Source organism: Streptomyces herbicida (genome assembly GCF_032656585.1).
GTDB classification, from domain to species: domain Bacteria; phylum Actinomycetota; class Actinomycetes; order Streptomycetales; family Streptomycetaceae; genus Streptomyces; species Streptomyces herbicida.
This window is the reverse complement of record NZ_JAUYWJ010000009.1, coordinates 320,351-338,272: the sequence shown is the minus strand read 5'-3', so window position 1 is coordinate 338,272 and position 17,922 is coordinate 320,351. Positions and strand designations below refer to the sequence as shown.

At 70.1% G+C, this 17,922-nt stretch carries 14 protein-coding genes and 1 pseudogene; 8 read left to right on the top strand and 7 right to left on the bottom strand.

Annotated features, from left to right (window positions below; all coding sequences use genetic code 11):
* Positions 1-4: 4 nt before the first annotated feature.
* Together Q8A52_RS21090 and iolC are read right to left on the bottom strand one after the other, a co-directional pair.
* The gene (locus tag Q8A52_RS21090) at positions 5-880 is read right to left on the bottom strand and encodes a Cgl0159 family (beta/alpha)8-fold protein (RefSeq protein WP_450820763.1); all 876 of its coding nucleotides are present in this window, start codon (positions 878-880) and stop codon (positions 5-7) included.
* Positions 881-939: 59 nt separating this feature from the next.
* Positions 940-1,914, bottom strand: a complete 975-nt coding sequence (gene iolC / locus Q8A52_RS21085) for a 5-dehydro-2-deoxygluconokinase (RefSeq protein WP_316754222.1) — start codon at positions 1,912-1,914, stop codon at positions 940-942.
* A gap of 385 nt (positions 1,915-2,299) precedes the next feature.
* Between iolC and Q8A52_RS21080 the strand changes: the two genes are divergently transcribed.
* Entirely contained in the window at positions 2,300-2,500 is a 201-nt protein-coding gene (locus Q8A52_RS21080) for a helix-turn-helix transcriptional regulator (RefSeq protein WP_263208920.1), read from the top strand.
* A 67-nt stretch (positions 2,501-2,567) separates the two neighbouring features.
* On the opposite strand, the gene Q8A52_RS21075 is transcribed toward Q8A52_RS21080, so the two are convergent.
* Entirely contained in the window at positions 2,568-3,611 is a 1,044-nt protein-coding gene (locus Q8A52_RS21075; RefSeq protein WP_316754221.1) for a zinc-dependent alcohol dehydrogenase family protein, read from the bottom strand.
* 30 nt (positions 3,612-3,641) lie between these two features.
* Complete coding sequence (locus Q8A52_RS21070) at positions 3,642-5,852, bottom strand: MMPL family transporter (protein ID WP_316754220.1); 2,211 nt, start codon at positions 5,850-5,852, stop codon at positions 3,642-3,644.
* Between the two features lie 160 nt (positions 5,853-6,012).
* Here Q8A52_RS21070 and Q8A52_RS21065 point away from each other — a divergent pair, with 160 nt between their 5' ends.
* From Q8A52_RS21065 to Q8A52_RS21050, 4 genes are all read left to right on the top strand, one after another.
* Entirely contained in the window at positions 6,013-6,684 is a 672-nt protein-coding gene (locus tag Q8A52_RS21065) for a TetR/AcrR family transcriptional regulator (protein WP_316754219.1), read from the top strand.
* A gap of 162 nt (positions 6,685-6,846) precedes the next feature.
* Positions 6,847-7,797, top strand: coding sequence for a PrsW family intramembrane metalloprotease (locus Q8A52_RS21060; protein WP_316754218.1), 951 nt, complete (start codon positions 6,847-6,849; stop codon positions 7,795-7,797).
* 73 nt (positions 7,798-7,870) lie between these two features.
* Positions 7,871-8,110 (top strand): heavy-metal-associated domain-containing protein, encoded by a 240-nt coding sequence (locus tag Q8A52_RS21055; RefSeq protein WP_316754217.1) that lies wholly within the window; start codon positions 7,871-7,873, stop codon positions 8,108-8,110.
* Positions 8,111-8,224: 114 nt separating this feature from the next.
* Complete coding sequence (locus Q8A52_RS21050) at positions 8,225-10,477, top strand: heavy metal translocating P-type ATPase (protein ID WP_316754216.1); 2,253 nt, start codon at positions 8,225-8,227, stop codon at positions 10,475-10,477.
* 697 nt (positions 10,478-11,174) lie between these two features.
* Here the strand turns inward: Q8A52_RS21050 and Q8A52_RS21045 are convergent.
* A complete protein-coding gene (locus Q8A52_RS21045) occupies positions 11,175-12,464 on the bottom strand; it encodes a citrate synthase (RefSeq protein WP_316754215.1) in 1,290 nt (429 codons plus the stop codon).
* A 197-nt stretch (positions 12,465-12,661) separates the two neighbouring features.
* Positions 12,662-14,920 carry an SF1B family DNA helicase RecD2 gene (gene recD2, locus Q8A52_RS21040; protein ID WP_316754214.1) on the bottom strand — a complete coding sequence of 753 codons (2,259 nt, stop codon included), beginning with the start codon at positions 14,918-14,920 and terminating at the stop codon, positions 12,662-12,664.
* Between the two features lie 119 nt (positions 14,921-15,039).
* Between recD2 and Q8A52_RS21035 the strand changes: the two genes are divergently transcribed.
* Entirely contained in the window at positions 15,040-15,942 is a 903-nt protein-coding gene (locus Q8A52_RS21035; protein WP_316754213.1) for a ribokinase, read from the top strand.
* Between the two features lie 180 nt (positions 15,943-16,122).
* Here Q8A52_RS21035 and Q8A52_RS21030 read toward each other — a convergent pair whose 3' ends face one another.
* Complete coding sequence (locus tag Q8A52_RS21030) at positions 16,123-16,452, bottom strand: hypothetical protein (RefSeq protein WP_316754212.1); 330 nt, start codon at positions 16,450-16,452, stop codon at positions 16,123-16,125.
* Positions 16,453-16,872: 420 nt separating this feature from the next.
* On the opposite strand from Q8A52_RS21030, the pseudogene Q8A52_RS21025 reads away from it, so the two are divergent.
* Together Q8A52_RS21025 and Q8A52_RS21020 are read left to right on the top strand one after the other, a co-directional pair.
* A pseudogene (locus Q8A52_RS21025) lies at positions 16,873-17,695 on the top strand (helix-turn-helix domain-containing protein).
* The gene (locus Q8A52_RS21020) at positions 17,682-17,900 is read left to right on the top strand and encodes a DUF397 domain-containing protein (RefSeq protein ID WP_316754211.1); all 219 of its coding nucleotides are present in this window, start codon (positions 17,682-17,684) and stop codon (positions 17,898-17,900) included. Before Q8A52_RS21025 ends, Q8A52_RS21020 begins: the two are co-directional and overlap by 14 nt.
* Positions 17,901-17,922 lie beyond the last annotated feature (22 nt).

The window sequence follows — 17,922 nt, the reverse complement described above, 5'->3', positions numbered from 1 at the left end:
GCCCTCACAGCAGTCCTACGGCGGTGTCCACGGCGGCGGCCACATCGCCGTCCGCCGGGTACAGCAGTGAACGTCCCACCACCAGGCCCCGCACGGTGGGCAGTTGGAGGGCGCCGCGCCACTTCTCGTACGCCGCCTCCTGGTCGTCCCCGACCTCGCCGCCCAGCAGTACCGCGGGGAGCGTGGAGGTCTCCATGACCCGGGCCATGTCGTCGGGGTTGTCGGTGACCGGAACCTTCAGCCAGGTGTAGGCCGAGCTGCCGCCCAGGCCCGAGGCGATGGCGATGGACTTGGTGACCGCCTCGGCGGACAGGTCGTTCGTCACCCTCCCGTCGGGGGTGCGGCGGCTGATGAACGGCTCCACGAAGACCGGGAGCCGTCGGGCGGCCATGTCGTCGATGGCCCGGGCGGTGGACTCCAGGGTGGTGAGGGAGCCCGGGTCGTCGTAGTCGATGCGCAGCAGCAGCTTGCCCGCATCGAAGCCCAGCCGCTGGATGTCCTCGGGGCGGTGGCCGGTGAAGCGGTCGTCCATCTCGAAGGACGCGCCCTGCAGGCCGCCGCGGTTCATCGAGCCCATGACGACCTTGTGGTCGAGGGCACCGAGCAGCAGCAGGTCGTCGAGGATGTCGGCGGTGGCGAGCACGCCGTCGACGCCGGGCCGCGACAGCGCGAGGCAGAGGCGTTCGAGCAGGTCGGCGCGGTTGGCCATGGCCAGTCCGCGGTCGCCGACACCGAGGGCGCCGCGGGCCGGGTGGTCGGCGGCGACGATCATCAGCCGGCCGTCCTCGTTGAGGAGGGGCCGACGGGCGCGGCGGACGGCGGCCTCGCCGATCGCCTCGGGGTGGTGGGTGCGGGTGTGGACCAGCGCGGAGACGTCCACGCGCGCGTGTCCGATGCCGCCCCCGCCGTCGTGGTGGGCGCCGCCCACCTTGCCGGCCCTCACAGCACCGCTCCCGCCTCGAGCGCGGCGGCCACCTCGTCCGAAGTGGGCATCGCGGAGGAGCACTCCAGGCGGGAGGCGACGATCGCGCCGGCCGCGTTGGCGTGCCGCATGATCTTCTCCAGGTCCCAGCCGGCCAGCAGGCCGTGGCAGAGCGAGCCGCCGAAGGCGTCACCGGCGCCGAGTCCGTTGAGGACGTGGACCGGGAGCGGCGGGACCTCGGCGGACTCGCCCTCCCGGTGCACGGCGAGGACACCCTTCGGTCCCTGCTTGACCACGGCCAGTTCGACGCCGGCGTCGAGGAGCGCGCGGGCGGCGGCGTGCGGCTCACGCACGCCGGTGGCGACCTCCACCTCGTCCAGGTTGCCCACGGCAACCGTGGTGTGGCGCAGTGCCTCGGCGTAGAAGGGGCGGGCGCTGTCCGGCCCGCGGCGGGAACCGCTGATGTCATCGCTCCAGAACATGGGGCGCCAGTCGAGGTCGAAGACCGTCGTGCCGGACCTGTCCCGGTGCGCGAGGGCCGCCAGCGTCGCCGTACGGCTGGGTTCCTCGCTCAGTCCCGTCCCGGTGACCCAGAAGATGCCCGCCTCGCGGATGGCGTCGAGGTCCAGCTCATGGGCGTCGATCTCCAGGTCGGGCGCCTTGGGCTGACGGTAGAAGTAGAGCGGGAAGTCGTCCGGCGGGAAGACCTCGCAGAAGGTGACCGGTGTGGGCAGTCCGGGGACCGGGGTGACCCAGCGGTCGTCGACTCCGAAGCCGCGCAGGGCCTCGTGCAGATAGGTGCCGAAGGCGTCGTCGCCGGTGCGGGTGATGACCGCGGCGCTCCGGCCCATGCGGGCCGCGGCGACGGCGACGTTGGTGGCCGACCCGCCGAGGAATTTGCCGAAGGACGACACCTGGGCGAGTGGAACACCTGTCTGCAGCGGATAGAGATCCACTCCAATCCGCCCCATGGTGATCAGGTCGTACGCCATCGGTTTCCCTTCCTCACGGCTCTTCCCCGGTTTGTAGTCCCGTACCCGGAGCCCTGTCAATGGTTTGTCCAGACATTCGGACCAGTGTCGGCCACCTGCGCCGGGCACTTCGGTCACCTCGAGCCGCGCCGGACGGCCCGGGCGGCGTCAACCGACGTTCATGTGCCGACGTGTGCCTTTGCGACGGCTGTGTCACAAACACCTCCCCCGTGTCACATACGTCACACGTACGCGGGTCCTCGGTCACACTCGGCCGACAGGCGCTGCCCGTTGCTCACTCTGCGTCGTTCACCGTGCACAGGCTTGGTGATCGCCAGCGAAGCGCCCGGCTCCCCCGACGGCCGTTCCCGGCCGCCCCCGCGGTGCGCGCACGGAGGTGCAACTCATGACCGACCGACGGCTCTGGTCCTACAAGGAGATCGCGGCACACATCCGCGTCCAGCCCGACACCGTGCGGTCCTACCGCAAGCACGGGCTGCTGCCCCCGCCCGACCATGTGGAGGGCGGCAAGCCCTACTGGTACGCGGACACCGTCCGGGCCTGGGTCGCCTCCCGGCCCGGCAACCGCGGCCGCAGACAGGCCTGAACCCGCCCGGCGCGCCCGGTGTCCCGCCCTGGCGTGGGACACGGGCGACACGGACGCCTCGGTCGGCTCAGCTCCAGGGTTCGACGACCGTGACGCCCGCGCCCGGTGCCGTGTCCATCGCCGCGAGTGCGGCCGGGGCCGCGTCGAGCGGGATCGTCGAGGTGACCAGCAGGTCGGGGCGGAGGACGCCCGCACGGACCAATTCCAGCATCGCCGGGTAGGTGTGCGCGGCCATGCCGTGGCTGCCGAGGAGTTCGAGCTCGAGAGCGATCGCGCGGGCCATGGGCACCGGGGTCGTACCGTCCGGGGAGGGCAGGAGACCGACCTGGACATGGCGTCCGCGGCGGCGCAGACCGTTCACCGAGGCAGCGCAGGTGGACGGGGAGCCGAGAGCGTCGAGCGAGAGGTGGGCGCCGCCTCCGGTGAGGTCGATGACGGCCGCCGCCGTGTCCGGCACGTGCGTGGCGTCCACACACTCAGCCGCGCCGAACTTCCGTGCCAGGTCCAGGGCTTGAGGGGACACGTCGACGGCGACCACCCGGGCTCCCGACGCCGCGGCGATCATCACCGCCGACAGGCCCACGCCCCCGCAGCCGTGCACCGCGACCCACTCCCCCGCCGACACCCGGCCCTGCTGGACCACCGCACGGAAGGCGGTCGCGAAGCGGCAGCCCAGGGAGGCCGCGGTGGCGAAGGACATGCCGTCCGGGACCGCGACCAGGTTCACATCGGCGTGGTCGAGCGCCACGTACTGGGCGAAGGAGCCCCACTGGTGGAAGCCCGGCTGGGTCTGGCGCTCGCACACCTGCTGGTCGCCCGCCGCACAGGAGGGACAGCTGCCGCAGGCGCAGACGAAGGGGACGGTGACCCGGTCGCCGGGGCGCCGGCCGGTCACCCGGCGGCCCACCGCCTCGACGACACCGGCGAGTTCGTGCCCCGGCACGTGCGGGAGCCGGATGTCCGGATCGTGCCCCATCCAGCCGTGCCAGTCACTGCGGCACAGCCCGGTCGCCTCGACCCGGACCACGACCCCGTGCTCGGCAGGCTCCGGGTCGGGCACCTCCCGCACCTCGGCCGGCTCCCCGTACTGCTCGAACACCACGGCTTTCATGTCCCACAGCCTCCCAGAACACCCCGCCGTTCACACCGTCGCGGTCTCCTTCTCCTCGTCCGCCTCGGCGGGCGCGGCCGGCTCTCCCTCGCTCAGTCCGAACCGCTCGTGGAAGCGGCGCAGCGGACCCGGCGCCCACCAGGTGGCGCGGCCGGTGAGGCGCATGATCGCCGGGACCAGCAGACTGCGGACGACCATCGCGTCCATCACGACGGCGAGCGCGATGCCCAGACCGAGCATCTTGGTGTTGGTCACCCGGGAGGTCCCGATCGCGACCATCACCACGGCAAGGATGACCGCCGCCGCGGTGATCAGCCCGCCCGTGCGCTGCAGCCCGTGCCGCACCGCCTCGTTGTGGTCGCCCGTGCGGTCGTACTCCTCCTTGATGCGGGAGAGCAGGAACACGCCGTAGTCCATGGAGAGACCGAAGGCCACGCAGAACATCAGGACCGGCAGGGTCGTCTCGATGGAGCCGGGGCTGGTGAAACCGAGCGGGCCGGAGAGATGGCCGTCCTGGAAGACCCAGACCACCGCGCCGAACATAGCGGTCAGGCTGAGCGCGTTGAGCACCACCGCCTGGACCGGTATCAGCACGCTGCCGGTGAGCAGGAAGACCAGGAACAGGGTGACGATCGCGATGAACGCGGCCGCCCACGGCAGGCGTTCGGCTATCGCGTGCTTGGAGTCGACCAGGACGGCGGCCGTGCCGGTCACCTTGGTGTCGAACGGGACGTCCATGGCGCGCAGGTCGCCCACCAGGCTCTGGGCCGCGTCGTCCACGGCCTCGCCCTTGGGCAGCACCGTGAAGTACGCCGAGTTGCCCTTCACCAGCGGGCCGTCGACCCGTGACACCTCCGGCAGGGCGGAGACCCGCTGCACATAGGCGGCGTACTGCGCCTTGGTCGCCTTCCCCTCGGCCAGCACCTCGAGTCCGCCGCCGGGGCTGCCGGGGAAGCCGTCCCGGATGTGCTGCTGCACGACGTGGGACTCGGCGCCCGACGGCAGCTGACGGTCGTCCGCCGTACCGAACTTCACCCCCAGGAAGGGCAGTCCGAGGAGGATCAGGAGCGCCGTGGTGCCGATGGCGAAGAACGGGGCGCGGCGCATCACCAGCGTCGCGGTGCGCGACCAGGCCGTGCCTTCCTCGCCCGAGACCTTCGGCTCCCGGCCGCGGCGGAACAGACGGCGCAGGTCGAGGGAGTTCACCCGGTGGCCGAGCAGCATCAGCGCGGCAGGGAGCAGGATCAGGGCGGCCGCGGCGGCCAGCAGCACGACCGCTATGCCCGCGTAGGCGAACGAGCGCAGGAAGTACTGCGGGAAGACCAGCATCGCCGCCAGGGACACCGCGACCGTGAGGGCGGAGAAGAGCACCGTGCGGCCCGCCGTGCGCAGGGTGGTGCCGACGGCCGTCAAGGGCTCGGCGCCCGTGGACAGTTCCTCACGGAAGCGGCGGACGATGAAGAGTGCGTAGTCGATGGCGAGGCCGAGTCCCAGGGCCGTGGTGAGGTTCAGCGCGAAGACGGAGACGTCGGTGAGCTCCGTCAGGCCGCGCAGCACCGCGTTCGTCCCCAGGATGGCGACGATGCCGATGCCCAGCGGCAGCAGGGCCGCGACGGCGCTGCCGAAGACCATCACCAGCAGCACGAGGGTCACCGGCAGGGCGATCAGCTCGGCCCGGGCCAGGTCCTCCTTGATGATCGTCTGCATCTCGTGCCGCACGGCGACGATGCCGCCGACCTTCACCTTCACCGGACCGTGCGTCCCGCGGTAGTGGGGCGCGATGCGGTCCAGGGTCTCCCCCATCGCCTTCTCGTCGCCCGTGATGCGGGCGGCTATCAGCGCCTCGTGGCCGTCCTTGGCGCGCAGGGCCGGGGCCGCCGAAGGATCGGTCTGCCAGTAGGAGCCGACGCCCACGACGCCCTTCTCACCGGACAGGCGCTCGACGAGGGCGCGGGCCTGGGCGGCGACCGACGGGTCGTCGACCGAGGCCCGGCCGGAGTCGACGAGGAGCAGGAGGTTGGGCTGGGAGCCGGGGAACTCGCGCTCCAGCGCCTTGGTCGCGTAGGTGGACTCGGCGGCCGGGTCCTCCCAGCCGCCGCTGCCGAGGCGGTCGGCGACGCCGCTGCCGGCCAGCACCGCGAGCACGGTGAGCACCAGGGCCGCGAGCAGCGACAGCCTCGGCCGGGCGGTCACGAAGCGGGTCCACCCTCCGACTCGGGGTGGCCTGTTGACTTCGGTCATCGTGCGGTGTCCCCTTCACCGTGACCCGTGCTGTACGCAGGCAGGGAGCATGGATCGGTCATTGCCATAGACTGACAAACACGAGAGATCGCTCGCGTTTCTCAAGAATGCGAGCGAGTGCTCGCGTTTGTCAATCACACTCGGAAGCTGGGGATAAGCCGTGCCCGATAAGCCGGGGAAGGAACAGGGGAAGGAACAGCCGCGCCGCCGCCAGGCCCGCGGCGAGCGGCGCATCGCCCAGCTGCTGGAGGCCGCGGCATCCGTCTTCTGCACCACCGGCTACACGGCGGCCAGCACCAACGCCATCGCCCGCGAGGCGCGCGTCTCGCCGGGCACGCTCTACCAGTTCTTCCCGAACAAGGAAGCGATCGCGATCGAACTGGGTGACCGGCTCATGCACGAGATGCGGGAGACCTACGGCGAGGCGCTCGCGCCGGTCGACCCCGACACTCCGCTGGCGGAGGCCGTCTCCGCGGCCGTCGACCGCTTCATGGCCTTCAACACCGAGCACCCCGTCTTCTTCGCACTCATGCACGGCCCCGACATCCCCGGCCGGATCGCCGAGGAGCACGACGCGCTGCACTCCACCCTCGTCGGCCGCATAGAAGGGCTGCTCTCCTCGTACCTCCCCGACACACCCGAGGCCGACGTCACGCGCACGGCGCAGATCTGCCTCGGCATCTACAAGTCGGGCCTGGAGCTGGTCCTCACCCATGAGGGTGCGGAGCGCGAGGCATACATCCAGGAAGTGAAGAACGTCCTCATCCGCTACCTGGAGCCCCAGGTCGGCAGCCGACTCGGCGTCAGCGGCGGTAGCCGGGCGGCGAGATAGGGCGCGTTGCGCTCACCCCCGCGGACCCCCACGCCCCCGGACCGCGCGACCAGGCACGCATCGGACCAGAAGGCCGGATTCCCCTCGGACTGCAGCACAAGGCACATCTGCATAAGGTGCGGATGAATCGCTTCAGTCAGCAGGAGCACGAGGGGACTTGCCGTGACCCACTCTCCGCCACCCGGCGCGCCCCGGGCCCGCATCCCCGGACCGAAGCAGCCCCCACCGCCCTACCCCCGCATCCGCGCCGGTCTGTGGCGGCGCTGTCTGGGCGGCGGGCTCGCCCTGTGGGTGCTGACCGCGCTGACGGTGTACGCGACGAGGAACCCCGCACTCCTGCCCACGCTGATCCTGCTCGGCGGCTTCCTCGTCCCCGTCACCTTCGTGCTCTGGGCCTACGAGCGGCACAGCCGCGACCTGGGCGTCAGCGCGATCCTCGGCTGCCTCCTGGCCGGCGGCGCGCTCGGCGTGCTCGGCGCGTCGGTGATGGAGTACCACCTGCTCCGCCCCTCCCTGTCGATGTTCGTCGGCGTCGGGCTGATCGAGGAGGCGGCGAAGCTCGGCGCGCTGGTGTTCGTGCTGCGGCGGCAGCCGGGGATCCGCGGCACCCGGGCCGGGATGGTGCTCGGCGCGGCCGTCGGCCTCGGCTTCGCGGCGGTGGAGAGCTTCGGCTACGCCTTCGACGCGGCCGTCTCCGCCGACGGCATCGATCTGCGGGCACTGCTCGAGACCGAGCTCCTGCGCGGGGTGCTGACGCCCTTCGGGCACGGTCTGTGGACGGCGATCACGGGCGCCGTCCTGCTCTCCCACCGCCACCCGAGCGGCCGCTTCCGGCTCGTCTCTCCGGTCGTCGCCGCATACGCCGGCGTCTGCCTGCTGCACACCCTGTGGGACTCCACGCACGGCGCGGCGGCCTGGTTCGTGGCACATCTGGTCGGCACCGGGCTGGACCGGCAGTCGCCCGGCCAGGGGTACATCCCCGCGCCCACCGAGGTGCGGGACCACCTCTTCGCGCTCTTCTCGATCGGCGGTCTGGTGCTCGTCTCGCTGCTCGGCGTCGCCTGGGCGGGCTCGCTGGCACGCCGGGACATCCCTTGGAGAAATACCCCCTAGGGGTATAGTCTGAGGAATGAGGGCCTCATCGTGGGTCCCACCGGCCTCACACGCCTCGACGAGGAGCAACGACATGACCACCCAGACCGACACCCCGGGCTCCGTCACCACCGTCTACAAGGTGAGCGGGATGAGCTGCGGACACTGTGAGGGCTCCGTCTCCAGTGAGATCTCCGAGATCCCCGGCGTCGACTCGGTGAAGGCGGTCGCCTCGACCGGCGAGGTCACCGTGGTCTCCGCCGCCCCGCTCGACGAGGAGGCCGTCCGCGCCGCCGTCGACGAGGCCGGCTTCGAGCTCGTCGGCAAGGCCTGACCCGCCGGGCCCGGCACAGCGAGCGGGGCCCGAAACCTTTCGCCTCCGACCGGGCCGTACCGACCAGCTGATACTGGCTTCCGTACGCTCCGGTCCGATGTCTGGAGTCCGGACATGACCAGCAGCACCGCAGAAACGCCGATACACACCGGGGCCGCCGAGGTCGAGCTCGTCATCGGCGGGATGACCTGCGCCTCCTGCGCCGCCCGGGTGGAGAAGAAGCTGAACCGGATGGACGGGGTTACCGCCACGGTGAACTTCGCGACGGAGAAGGCGAAGGTCTCGTACGCCGAAGGCGTCCAGGTCACCGATCTGATCGCCACCGTGGTGAAGACCGGGTACACGGCCGAGGAGCCCCCGCCGCCGCGCCCCGGACCCGAGGCCGAGTCCGAGAGCCCGCAAGCGTCCGAGGCGGACCCCGAGCTCACCGCCCTCCGGCACCGTCTGCTGGTCTCCGCCCTGCTGGCCGCCCCGGTGGTGCTGCTGGCCATGATCCCGGCGCTGCAGTTCGACAACTGGCAGTGGCTCTCGCTCACCCTCGCGGCCCCGGTCGTCGTCTGGGGCGGTCTGCCCTTCCACCGGGCCGCGTGGACCAACGCCCGGCACGGCGCCGCCACCATGGACACGCTCGTCTCGGTCGGCACGCTGGCCGCGTTCGGCTGGTCGCTGTGGGCGCTGTTCTTCGGCGACGCGGGCATGCCGGGCATGCACGACGAGTTCCGGCTCACCGTCTCCCGGATGGACGGCGCGTCCACCATCTACCTCGAGGTCGCCGCCGGAGTCGTCGCGCTGATCCTGCTCGGCCGCTATCTGGAGGCCCGCTCCAAGCGGCGCGCCGGGGCGGCGCTGCGGGCGCTGATGGAGCTGGGCGCCAAGGACGTCGCCGTCCTGCGGGACGGCCGTGAGGTGCGCGTCCCGGTGGCCTCCCTCGCGGTCGGCGACCGGTTCGTCGTACGGCCCGGTGAGAAGATCGCCACCGACGGCACCGTGGTCGAGGGCGTGTCCGCGGTCGACGCCGCCATGCTGACCGGCGAGTCGGTACCGGTGGACGTGTCGGTCGGCTCCTTCGTGACGGGCGCGACGGTCAATGCCGGGGGCCGGCTGGTCGTCGAGGCGACCCGGGTGGGCGCGGACACCCAGCTCGCCCGGATGGCGAAGCTGGTGGAGGACGCGCAGAACGGCAAGGCGGAGGTGCAGCGGCTGGCAGACCGGGTCTCGGCCGTGTTCGTGCCGGTGGTCATCCTCATCGCGCTGGCCACGTTCGGCGTGTGGCTCGGCGTCACCGGCGACAGCGTGGCCGCCTTCACCGCGGCCGTCGCCGTACTGATCATCGCCTGCCCGTGCGCGCTGGGTCTGGCCACGCCGACCGCGCTGATGGTCGGCACCGGCCGGGGCGCCCAGCTCGGCATCCTGATCAAGGGCCCGGAGGTCCTGGAGTCCACGCGCCGCGTCGACACGGTCGTCCTGGACAAGACCGGCACGGTCACCACCGGCCGTATGACCCTGCAGGAGGTGTACGCCGGCGAGGGCACCGACGAGAAGGAGCTGCTGCGGTTCGCGGGCGCCCTGGAGCACGCCTCCGAGCACCCGGTCGCCCGGGCGGTCGCGGCGGGCGCCGAGAAGCGTGTCGGAACCCTGCCGGACGTCGAGCACTTCGAGAACGTCCCCGGACGGGGCGTGCGCGGGCGCGTGGCGGGCCGTGAGGTGGCCGTGGGCCGCCTTTTCGACGCACTTCCGGAGGACGTGGCCCGCGCCCGGGAAGAGGCCGAGAAGGGCGGTCGTACGGCCGTCGTGGTCGGCTGGGACGGAACGGCGCGCGGCGTTCTCGCCGTCGCCGACGCGGTCAAGCAGACCAGCGCCGAGGCGGTGCGCGAACTGCGCACGCTCGGACTCACGCCGGTGCTGCTCACCGGGGACAACCGGGCGGTGGCCGAGACGGTCGCGCGTGCCGTGGGGATCGAGGAGGTGATCGCCGAGGTGCTGCCCGAGGACAAGGTGGCGGTCGTACGACGGCTGCAGGGCGAGGGGCGGACGGTCGCCATGGTGGGCGACGGCGTCAACGACGCGGCCGCGCTTGCCACCGCCGATCTGGGTCTGGCGATGGGGACCGGCACGGACGCGGCGATCGAGGCGGGCGATCTGACGCTGGTGCGGGGGGATCTGCGGGTGGCGGCGGACGCCATCCGGCTGTCGCGGCGGACACTGAACACGATCAAGGGCAACCTGGTGTGGGCGTTCGGATACAACGTGGCCGCGCTGCCGCTGGCCGCGGCGGGGCTGCTGAACCCGATGATCGCGGGGGCGGCGATGGCCTTCTCGTCGGTGTTCGTGGTGACGAACAGCCTTCGGCTCCGTACGTTCCGCTGAAGTTACCGACAGTACGTCCAAGTCGAAGTAAGAGTCCCTCTAGAGTCCAACGCGCGCCTCACATAAGCTCTTCACAAGGCTCGCGCATCATCCTTACGCTTGGGCTTCGATCGTCGTATCGGGGCTCTTGCGTATCTAATGGACATATGCAAGAGACGCAGATCACAGTGATGTGAACGTAACCATCGAAGGGGTTCGAAGGTCTAAGTTGGCGATGTCGGACAGCGTCTTGGGGGGCGTTGGACGGCATCTGGGGATGTCTTGGGGGACTTCCTCAGAGATGCGTTGCCGGGGCGCGTACTTCGGGAAGCTTTGAGCGGCCCTCCCGATCGGTACGGGTCCCGGCAGATCGCACCGCATCACTGGAGTACGACCGAGTACGGCGAGTTTTGCTCGTTGTGCTCAAACAGCGATTCAGGCGCTGTCCTCGCAAGCGCCCGGCCGGATCCCGTGGGGGGAATCCGCACCGGGACATGGGAAGGCGCCCTGGTCGTCGGCCCGTGGGGGGACCGACGCTCCAGGGCGCCTTCCGTCTGTCTTGACTCGGTTCGTCGCAGTACGTCGCCGCAGTAAGGGAACGCCATCGCGCGTCACCACGTGCGCGGCATGCTCAAGCGCGGCCCCATCCGAGGCGGCGCCGCCCTGAGTCACCCCGTGGCAGGGGCACCAGCGAACCGGCGCCCCCCACCGGCAGGTGTCAGCGCTCCTCGACCGGGACGAAGTCGCGCTCGACCACGCCCGTGTAGATCTGGCGCGGGCGGCCGATGCGGGAGCCCGGCTCCTTGATCATCTCGTGCCACTGGGCGATCCAGCCCGGCAGCCGGCCGAGGGCGAACAGGACCGTGAACATCTCGGTCGGGAAGCCCATGGCCCGGTAGATCAGGCCGGTGTAGAAGTCGACGTTCGGGTAGAGGCTGCGCGAGACGAAGTAGTCGTCGGAGAGCGCGTGTTCCTCCAGCTTCAGCGCGATGTCCAGCAGCTCGTCGGACTTGCCGAGGGCCGAGAGGACGTCGTGCGCCGCCGCCTTGATGATCTTCGCGCGCGGGTCGAAGTTCTTGTAGACCCGGTGGCCGAAGCCCATCAGGCGAACGCCGTCCTCCTTGTTCTTCACCTTGCGGATGAAGGAGTCGACGTCGCCGCCGGTCGCCTGGATGCCCTCCAGCATCTCCAGGACGGACTGGTTGGCGCCGCCGTGCAGCGGGCCCCAGAGGGCGGAGATGCCGGCGGAGATCGAGGCGAACATGTTCGCCTGCGACGAGCCGACCAGGCGAACCGTCGACGTCGAACAGTTCTGCTCGTGGTCCGCGTGCAGGATGAGCAGCTTGTCGAGCGCGGAGACGACGACCGGGTCCAGCTCGTAGTCCTGCGCCGGCACCGAGAAGGTCATGCGGAGGAAGTTCTCGACGTAGCCGAGGTCGTTGCGCGGGTAGACGAACGGGTGACCGATCGACTTCTTGTACGCGTAGGCCGCGATCGTCGGGAGCTTGGCGAGCAGACGGATCGTCGAGAGGTTGCGCTGCTTCTCGTCGAACGGGTTGTGGCTGTCCTGGTAGAAGGTGGACAGCGCCGAGACGACCGACGACAGCATCGCCATCGGGTGGGCGTCGCGCGGGAAGCCCTTGTAGAAGTTCTTGACGTCCTCGTGCAGCAGGGTGTGCTGCGTGATGTCGTTCTTGAAGGAGGTGAGCTCGTCGACGGTTGGCAGCTCACCGTTGATCAGCAGGTAGGCCACCTCGAGGAAGGTGGAGCGCTCGGCCAGCTGCTCGATCGGGTAGCCGCGGTACCGGAGGATGCCCGCCTCGCCGTCGAGGTAGGTGATCGCGGATTTATAGGCGGCGGTGTTGCCGTAGCCGCTGTCCAGAGTCACCAGACCGGTCTGGGCGCGGAGCTTCCCGATGTCGAAGCCCTTGTCGCCGACGGTGCTGTTGATCACCGGGTAGGTGTACTCGCCGTCGCCGTACCGCAGTACTACAGAGTTGTCGCTCACGTCTTCCCTCACCGACGTAGTGCCTCATCTTCGAGGTGCCCTGACTGTCTCTACCATCCCCCATTTGGCTCAGGAGAGTGCACTCGGGGTCGACCATTGGGCCTACTGACGGCACTCAGTGCCGCCAACCTGCTCATCCTGCCGCGTTGTTTCCCCATCTGGAAGTGCTCTGTGACCTTCGCGACTCATTTGATCGATCATTTTTTGAGATCGAGCCGGAAGTCCAGTGCCGTACAGCGTCGTCCGGCCGACACCGTCCGCACCGCCTGGCCGATCGCCTTGCGTGAACCGACGAGGACGACCAGCTTCTTGGCGCGGGTGACCGCCGTGTAGAGCAGGTTGCGCTGAAGCATCATCCAGGCTCCCGTGGTGACCGGGATCACCACTGCCGGATACTCACTGCCCTGCGAGCGGTGGATGGTCACCGCATAGGCATGCGCCAGTTCGTCCAGCTCGTCGAATTCGTAGGGAACCTCCTCGTCCTCGTCCGTCAGCACCGTGAGGCGCTGGTCGACCGGGTCGAGCGAGGTGACCACGCCCACGGTGCCGTTGAAGACACCGTTCTTGCCCTTCTCGTAATTGTTGCGAATCTGGGTGACCTTGTCGCCGACACGGAAGACCCGGCCGCCGAACCGCTTCTCGGGCAGATCGGGGCGGCCGGGCGTGATGGCCTGCTGAAGCAGGCCGTTGAGCGTGCCGGCGCCCGCGGGGCCGCGGTGCATGGGCGCCAGGACCTGGACGTCCCGGCGCGGGTCGAGCCCGAACTTGGCCGGAATACGCCGGGCCGCCACGTCCACGGTGAGCCGCCCGGCCTCCTCCGTGTCGTCCTCGACGAAGAGGAAGAAGTCCTTCATCCCGTCAGTGAGCGGATGCTGCCCCGCGTTGATCCGGTGCGCATTGGTCACCACCCCGGACTGCTGCGCCTGGCGGAAGACCCGGGTCAGGCGGACCGCCGGGATCGGGCTGCGGTCGGCCAGCAGGTCCCTCAGCACCTCGCCCGCGCCCACGCTGGGCAGCTGGTCCACGTCTCCCACGAACAGCAGATGGGCCCCCGGAGCCACCGCCTTGACCAGCTTGTTGGCGAGCAGCAGGTCCAGCATGGAGGCCTCGTCCACAACCACCAGGTCGGCATCCAGCGGGCGGTCCTTGTCGTACGCCGCGTCGCCGCCCGGCTTGAGCTCGAGGAGCCGGTGGACGGTGGACGCCTCGGCTCCGGTCAGCTCGGCCAGACGCTTGGCGGCCCGGCCGGTGGGCGCGGCGAGCACGACCCTGGCCTTCTTGGCGCGGGCCAGCTCCACGATCGAGCGAACGGTGAAGGACTTGCCGCAGCCGGGCCCGCCGGTCAGGACGGCGACCTTCTCGGTCAACGCCAGCTTGACAGCGGCCTCCTGCTCCGGGGCGAGCTCGGCGCCGGTGCGGGATTTCAGCCAGCCCAGCGCCTTGTCCCACGTCACGTCCCGGAAGCCGGGCATCCGGTCCTCGTCGGTGCGCAGCAGGCGCAGCAGCTGGGCGGCGAGGGAGAGTTCGGCGCGGTGGAAAGGGACGAGGTAGACCGCGGTGACGGGTTCGCCGCCGTCCGGGCCCGGGACCTTCTCCCGTACGACACCGGGATCGGCCCCGTCCTCGGGCGGCTCCGCCAGCTCGCCGAGGCACTCGATGACCAACCCGGTGTCGACCTGCAGCAGCTTCACCGCGTCGGCGATGAGCCGCTCCTCGGGCAGATAGCAGTTCCCCTGGTCGGCGGACTGCGAGAGCGCGTACTGCAGTCCTGCCTTGACGCGCTCCGGGCTGTCGTGCGGGATGCCGACGGACTGGGCGATCTTGTCGGCGGTGAGGAAGCCGATGCCCCAGACGTCGGCGGCCAGCCGGTACGGCTGGTTCTTCACGACCGAGATCGAGGCGTCGCCGTACTTCTTGTAGATGCGCACCGCGATGGACGTCGAGACCTCCACCGTCTGCAGGAAGAGCATGACCTCCTTGATCGCCTTCTGCTCCTCCCAGGCGTCGGCGATCTTCCTGGTCCGCTTGGGCCCCAGGCCGGGGACCTCGATCAGCCGCTTGGGCTCCTCCTCGATGATCCGCAGGGTGTCCATGCCGAAGTGCTGGGTGATGCGATCGGCGAAGACCGGTCCGATGCCCTTGACCAGCCCGGATCCGAGGTAGCGCCGGATGCCCTGGACGGTGGCCGGCAGCACCGTCGTGTAGTTCTCGACGGTGAACTGCTTGCCGTACTGGGGATGTGAGCCCCAGCGGCCCTCCATGCGCAGGGACTCACCGACCTGGGCACCGAGCAGCGCGCCGACGACCGTGAGGAGATCGCCGGCTCCTCTGCCGGTGTCGACCCGGGCGACCGTGTAGCCGTTCTCCTCGTTGGCGTACGTGATCCGCTCGAGCACGCCTTCCAGGGTGGCCGACCGCCGCTCCCCCGTCTGGGAAGCCCCCGCCTGATTGGACATGATCCGACGCTACAGGGGGCCTGTGACAGTCCGGGAAGCCCGCGGGCATCCGGCCGGAAGTACAGGCGCGCTATACACGTCCGAGGTACCGCGCTCTTCGTCGGAACAGGAGTCCTCACATGTACGACTACGACCTCCTGGTCGTGGGTTCGGCCAACGCCGACCTGGTGATCGGTGTCGAACGGCGTCCCGCTGCCGGAGAGACGGTGCTCGGCGGCGACCTGGCCGTCCACCCCGGCGGCAAGGGCGCCAACCAGGCAGTCGCGGCGGCCCGGCTAGGGGCCCGTACGGCCCTGCTGGCCCGGGTCGGGGACGACGCGCACGGCCGGCTGCTCCTGCAGTCGCAGCGGGCGGCCGGTGTCGACACGGTGGGGCTGCTGGTCGGAAGCGCGCCGACCGGGGTCGCGCTGATCACGGTGGACCCGTCCGGGGACAACAGCATCGTGGTGTCGCCGGGCGCCAACGGCCGGCTGACGCCCGCGGACATACGGGCCGCCGGGAGCCTCTTCCACGCCTCCCGGGTGGTTTCGGCGCAGTTGGAGATCCCGCTGGAGACGGTCGTGGAGGTCGTACGCAGCCTCGCCCCCGAAGGCCGCTTCGTCCTGAACCCCTCACCGCCACAGCCCCTTCCGGTGGAGGTGCTGGCCGCCTGCGACCCGCTGATCGTCAACGAGCACGAGGCGAAGGTGATCCTCGGGGACGCCTGCGTGAGCCAGGAGCCGGAGGACTGGGCGCGGCTCCTGCTCGCGAAGGGCCCGCGGTCGGTGGTCGTGACGCTGGGCGCGCAGGGCGCGCTGGTGGCCGGTGCCCAGGGCGTGGTGCGTGTCCCGTCCGTGAAGGTGGCCGCCGTGGACACCACCGGCGCGGGCGACGCGTTCACCGCGGCACTGGCCTGGCGCCTGGGGACGGGCGCGTCCCTCACGGAGGCGGCGGCCTACGCGGCCCGGGTCGGAGCCGCCGCCGTCACGAAGCGGGGCGCGCAGGAGTCGTTCCCGACGGCAGAAGAGGTCGCAAGGCTCTGAGAGAAGGCGCCGGACAGCTTCGGAAAGCGCCGGACAGCTTCGAGGGGGCCCGATCCGTCGACCAGGCCCCCTCGGCTCTTCCCCTCCGTATCAGAACCCCCGCGATCCCCCCGGATCCCCCTCCAGAAGTCCTGATGCCAAGTACGACACAGCAGGTGGGAGAAGGGTTGTACGGCATCTTCAAGATTTTTCGCCGGCTGTGTCGGCTGCGGGGTCCGCCCGCTCGAGCCGTGTGCCCCTGCTCTCGGCGACACGTCTCACGTCCAGCAGGGACTCGCTGAGCCGACCGGCGAGGTAGCGCAGTTCATGACTGGTCACGCGGGGCTCGGAAAGGAGTTCGGCGGCGTGACCGAGGAGCTCGTCGGCCATCCCGAGCTGGATGGTCTCGATCTCGTCGGCGAGGCGCGAGACATAGCCGGTACCGCTGCCCAGGAGGTAGCAGGGCTTTCCTTCCGGGGTGGACCAGGGCAGCAGGCGCCTGACCGCGTGCTCGTACTGCCCCCCGTTCATCCGCGCACCCCCGCGATGCGGGGTGGCCTCGAACGGAGATCCGCTCCCGGCTCCGCGAGCCACAGGACGAGCGGGGGCCCGGGGGCGTGGGGACGCGGCGGCCGACTGTCCTCGCCGCGCGGCGGCCGTTCTCCCGTGCGGTGGACGGCCGGTCCGCCGTCGTCGGCACACGGGCACCTGTTCGAGTACGGGCACCGGGGCGGAGACGCTGTGTGGCGCCGCCGCCCACGGATAGGAAAAAAGAGGAAACGAAGGAACGATTCGATGAGCCGGGCGAAGAGGTCTGTCACGGCAGCCTGCTTTCTCCGGGCGCAGTGAATGCGCTCTGTGGTGAACCCATCACAGAATGAGGTCGCCGCTGGCCACGCTTCCACGGGTTGAAGCTTGACATCGCGCCTGTCAAGAAAAGGAGTTGGCCGGATGAACGAAGGTCGTACGCCTCGAACACCCCGGGAGAAGTACAGAGGAGTTGAGGCTGCGGCGGGTGGCAGCGCAGCTCACCCAGGAGGAACTGGGCGACCGGGTCGTGTGCTCGCCCACGCTGATCAGCCATTTCGAGGCCGGGCGACGACTGCCGAAGCCGGATGACGCGCAGCGGATCGACCGGGCGCTGGGGACGGACGGGTTCTTCGCTCGGTGGCTGGAAGACCTGGACTCGAAGTACAACGACTACTTCGCTCCTGTAGCCGAGTTGGAGCAACAGGCCACGCTGATCCAGCAGTTTGCGCTCTCACTGGTGCCAGGTGTGTTCCAGACCGACGACTATGCGCGTGCCCTGTTCCGCGCGTACCGGCCGAACCACACGGCAGAGGAACTTGACGAAGCCGTTGTCATTCGAACAAGGCGTGCCCGGATTCTCGACGGCCCGGCGAAGCCTGTCGTCTGGACGTTGCTCGACGAGTCCGTGCTGCGGCGCCGCGTCGGCGGCCCGCAGGTCATGGCCGAACAGCTGGACAAGATCGCAGACTTGGCTGAGGCGGGGCGGCTATGGCTGCATGTGCTGCCGTACGGCGTTGGGGCACACGCGCTCATGGAGAGTTACCTCACGCTCATGAGCTTCGAGGAGTCCGCCCCGGTGGCCTACGTCGAGGGCTTCCTCACCGGCCACTTGATGGACGATCCGGCGCTGGTGGCCGACAGCCAGACCGCATACGCTCTTGCGCTGAGCGACGCGTTTTCGCAACAGGAGTCACTGGCCCTCGTCAGGGCGGTAGCGGAGGAACACGCACATGGTCAGCAGTGAGCACACCGACTCGCCCACGCTCACCGGCTGGTACAAGTCCAGCTACAGCGGCGGCAGCCAGGGCGACTGCCTGGAGGTCGCCCGTGGCCACGCCGACGTGCCCGTCCGCGACAGCAAGTCCGTCGCCGGGCCGGCCCTGGTCTTCTCGGCGGGCGGCTGGACGTCGTTCGTGACCGCTCTCAAGGAGCGCCGCATGGGCGTTTGAGAAGGCGTTCCGTGAGCTGTCG

What these genes read in the sequence shown, in the direction of transcription:
- iolC (WP_316754222.1), bottom strand. Translation starts at nt 1,914, where the DNA reads ATGGCGTACGACCTGATCACCATGGGGCGGATTGGAGTGGATCTCTAT.
- Q8A52_RS21080 (WP_263208920.1), top strand. Translation starts at nt 2,300, where the DNA reads ATGACCGACCGACGGCTCTGGTCCTACAAGGAGATCGCGGCACACATC.
- Q8A52_RS21075 (WP_316754221.1), bottom strand. Translation starts at nt 3,611, where the DNA reads ATGAAAGCCGTGGTGTTCGAGCAGTACGGGGAGCCGGCCGAGGTGCGG.
- Q8A52_RS21070 (WP_316754220.1), bottom strand. Translation starts at nt 5,852, where the DNA reads ATGACCGAAGTCAACAGGCCACCCCGAGTCGGAGGGTGGACCCGCTTC.
- Q8A52_RS21055 (WP_316754217.1), top strand. Translation starts at nt 7,871, where the DNA reads ATGACCACCCAGACCGACACCCCGGGCTCCGTCACCACCGTCTACAAG.
- Q8A52_RS21050 (WP_316754216.1), top strand. Translation starts at nt 8,225, where the DNA reads ATGACCAGCAGCACCGCAGAAACGCCGATACACACCGGGGCCGCCGAG.
- recD2 (WP_316754214.1), bottom strand. Translation starts at nt 14,920, where the DNA reads ATGTCCAATCAGGCGGGGGCTTCCCAGACGGGGGAGCGGCGGTCGGCC.
- Q8A52_RS21035 (WP_316754213.1), top strand. Translation starts at nt 15,040, where the DNA reads ATGTACGACTACGACCTCCTGGTCGTGGGTTCGGCCAACGCCGACCTG.
- Q8A52_RS21030 (WP_316754212.1), bottom strand. Translation starts at nt 16,452, where the DNA reads ATGAACGGGGGGCAGTACGAGCACGCGGTCAGGCGCCTGCTGCCCTGG.
- Q8A52_RS21020 (WP_316754211.1), top strand. Translation starts at nt 17,682, where the DNA reads ATGGTCAGCAGTGAGCACACCGACTCGCCCACGCTCACCGGCTGGTAC.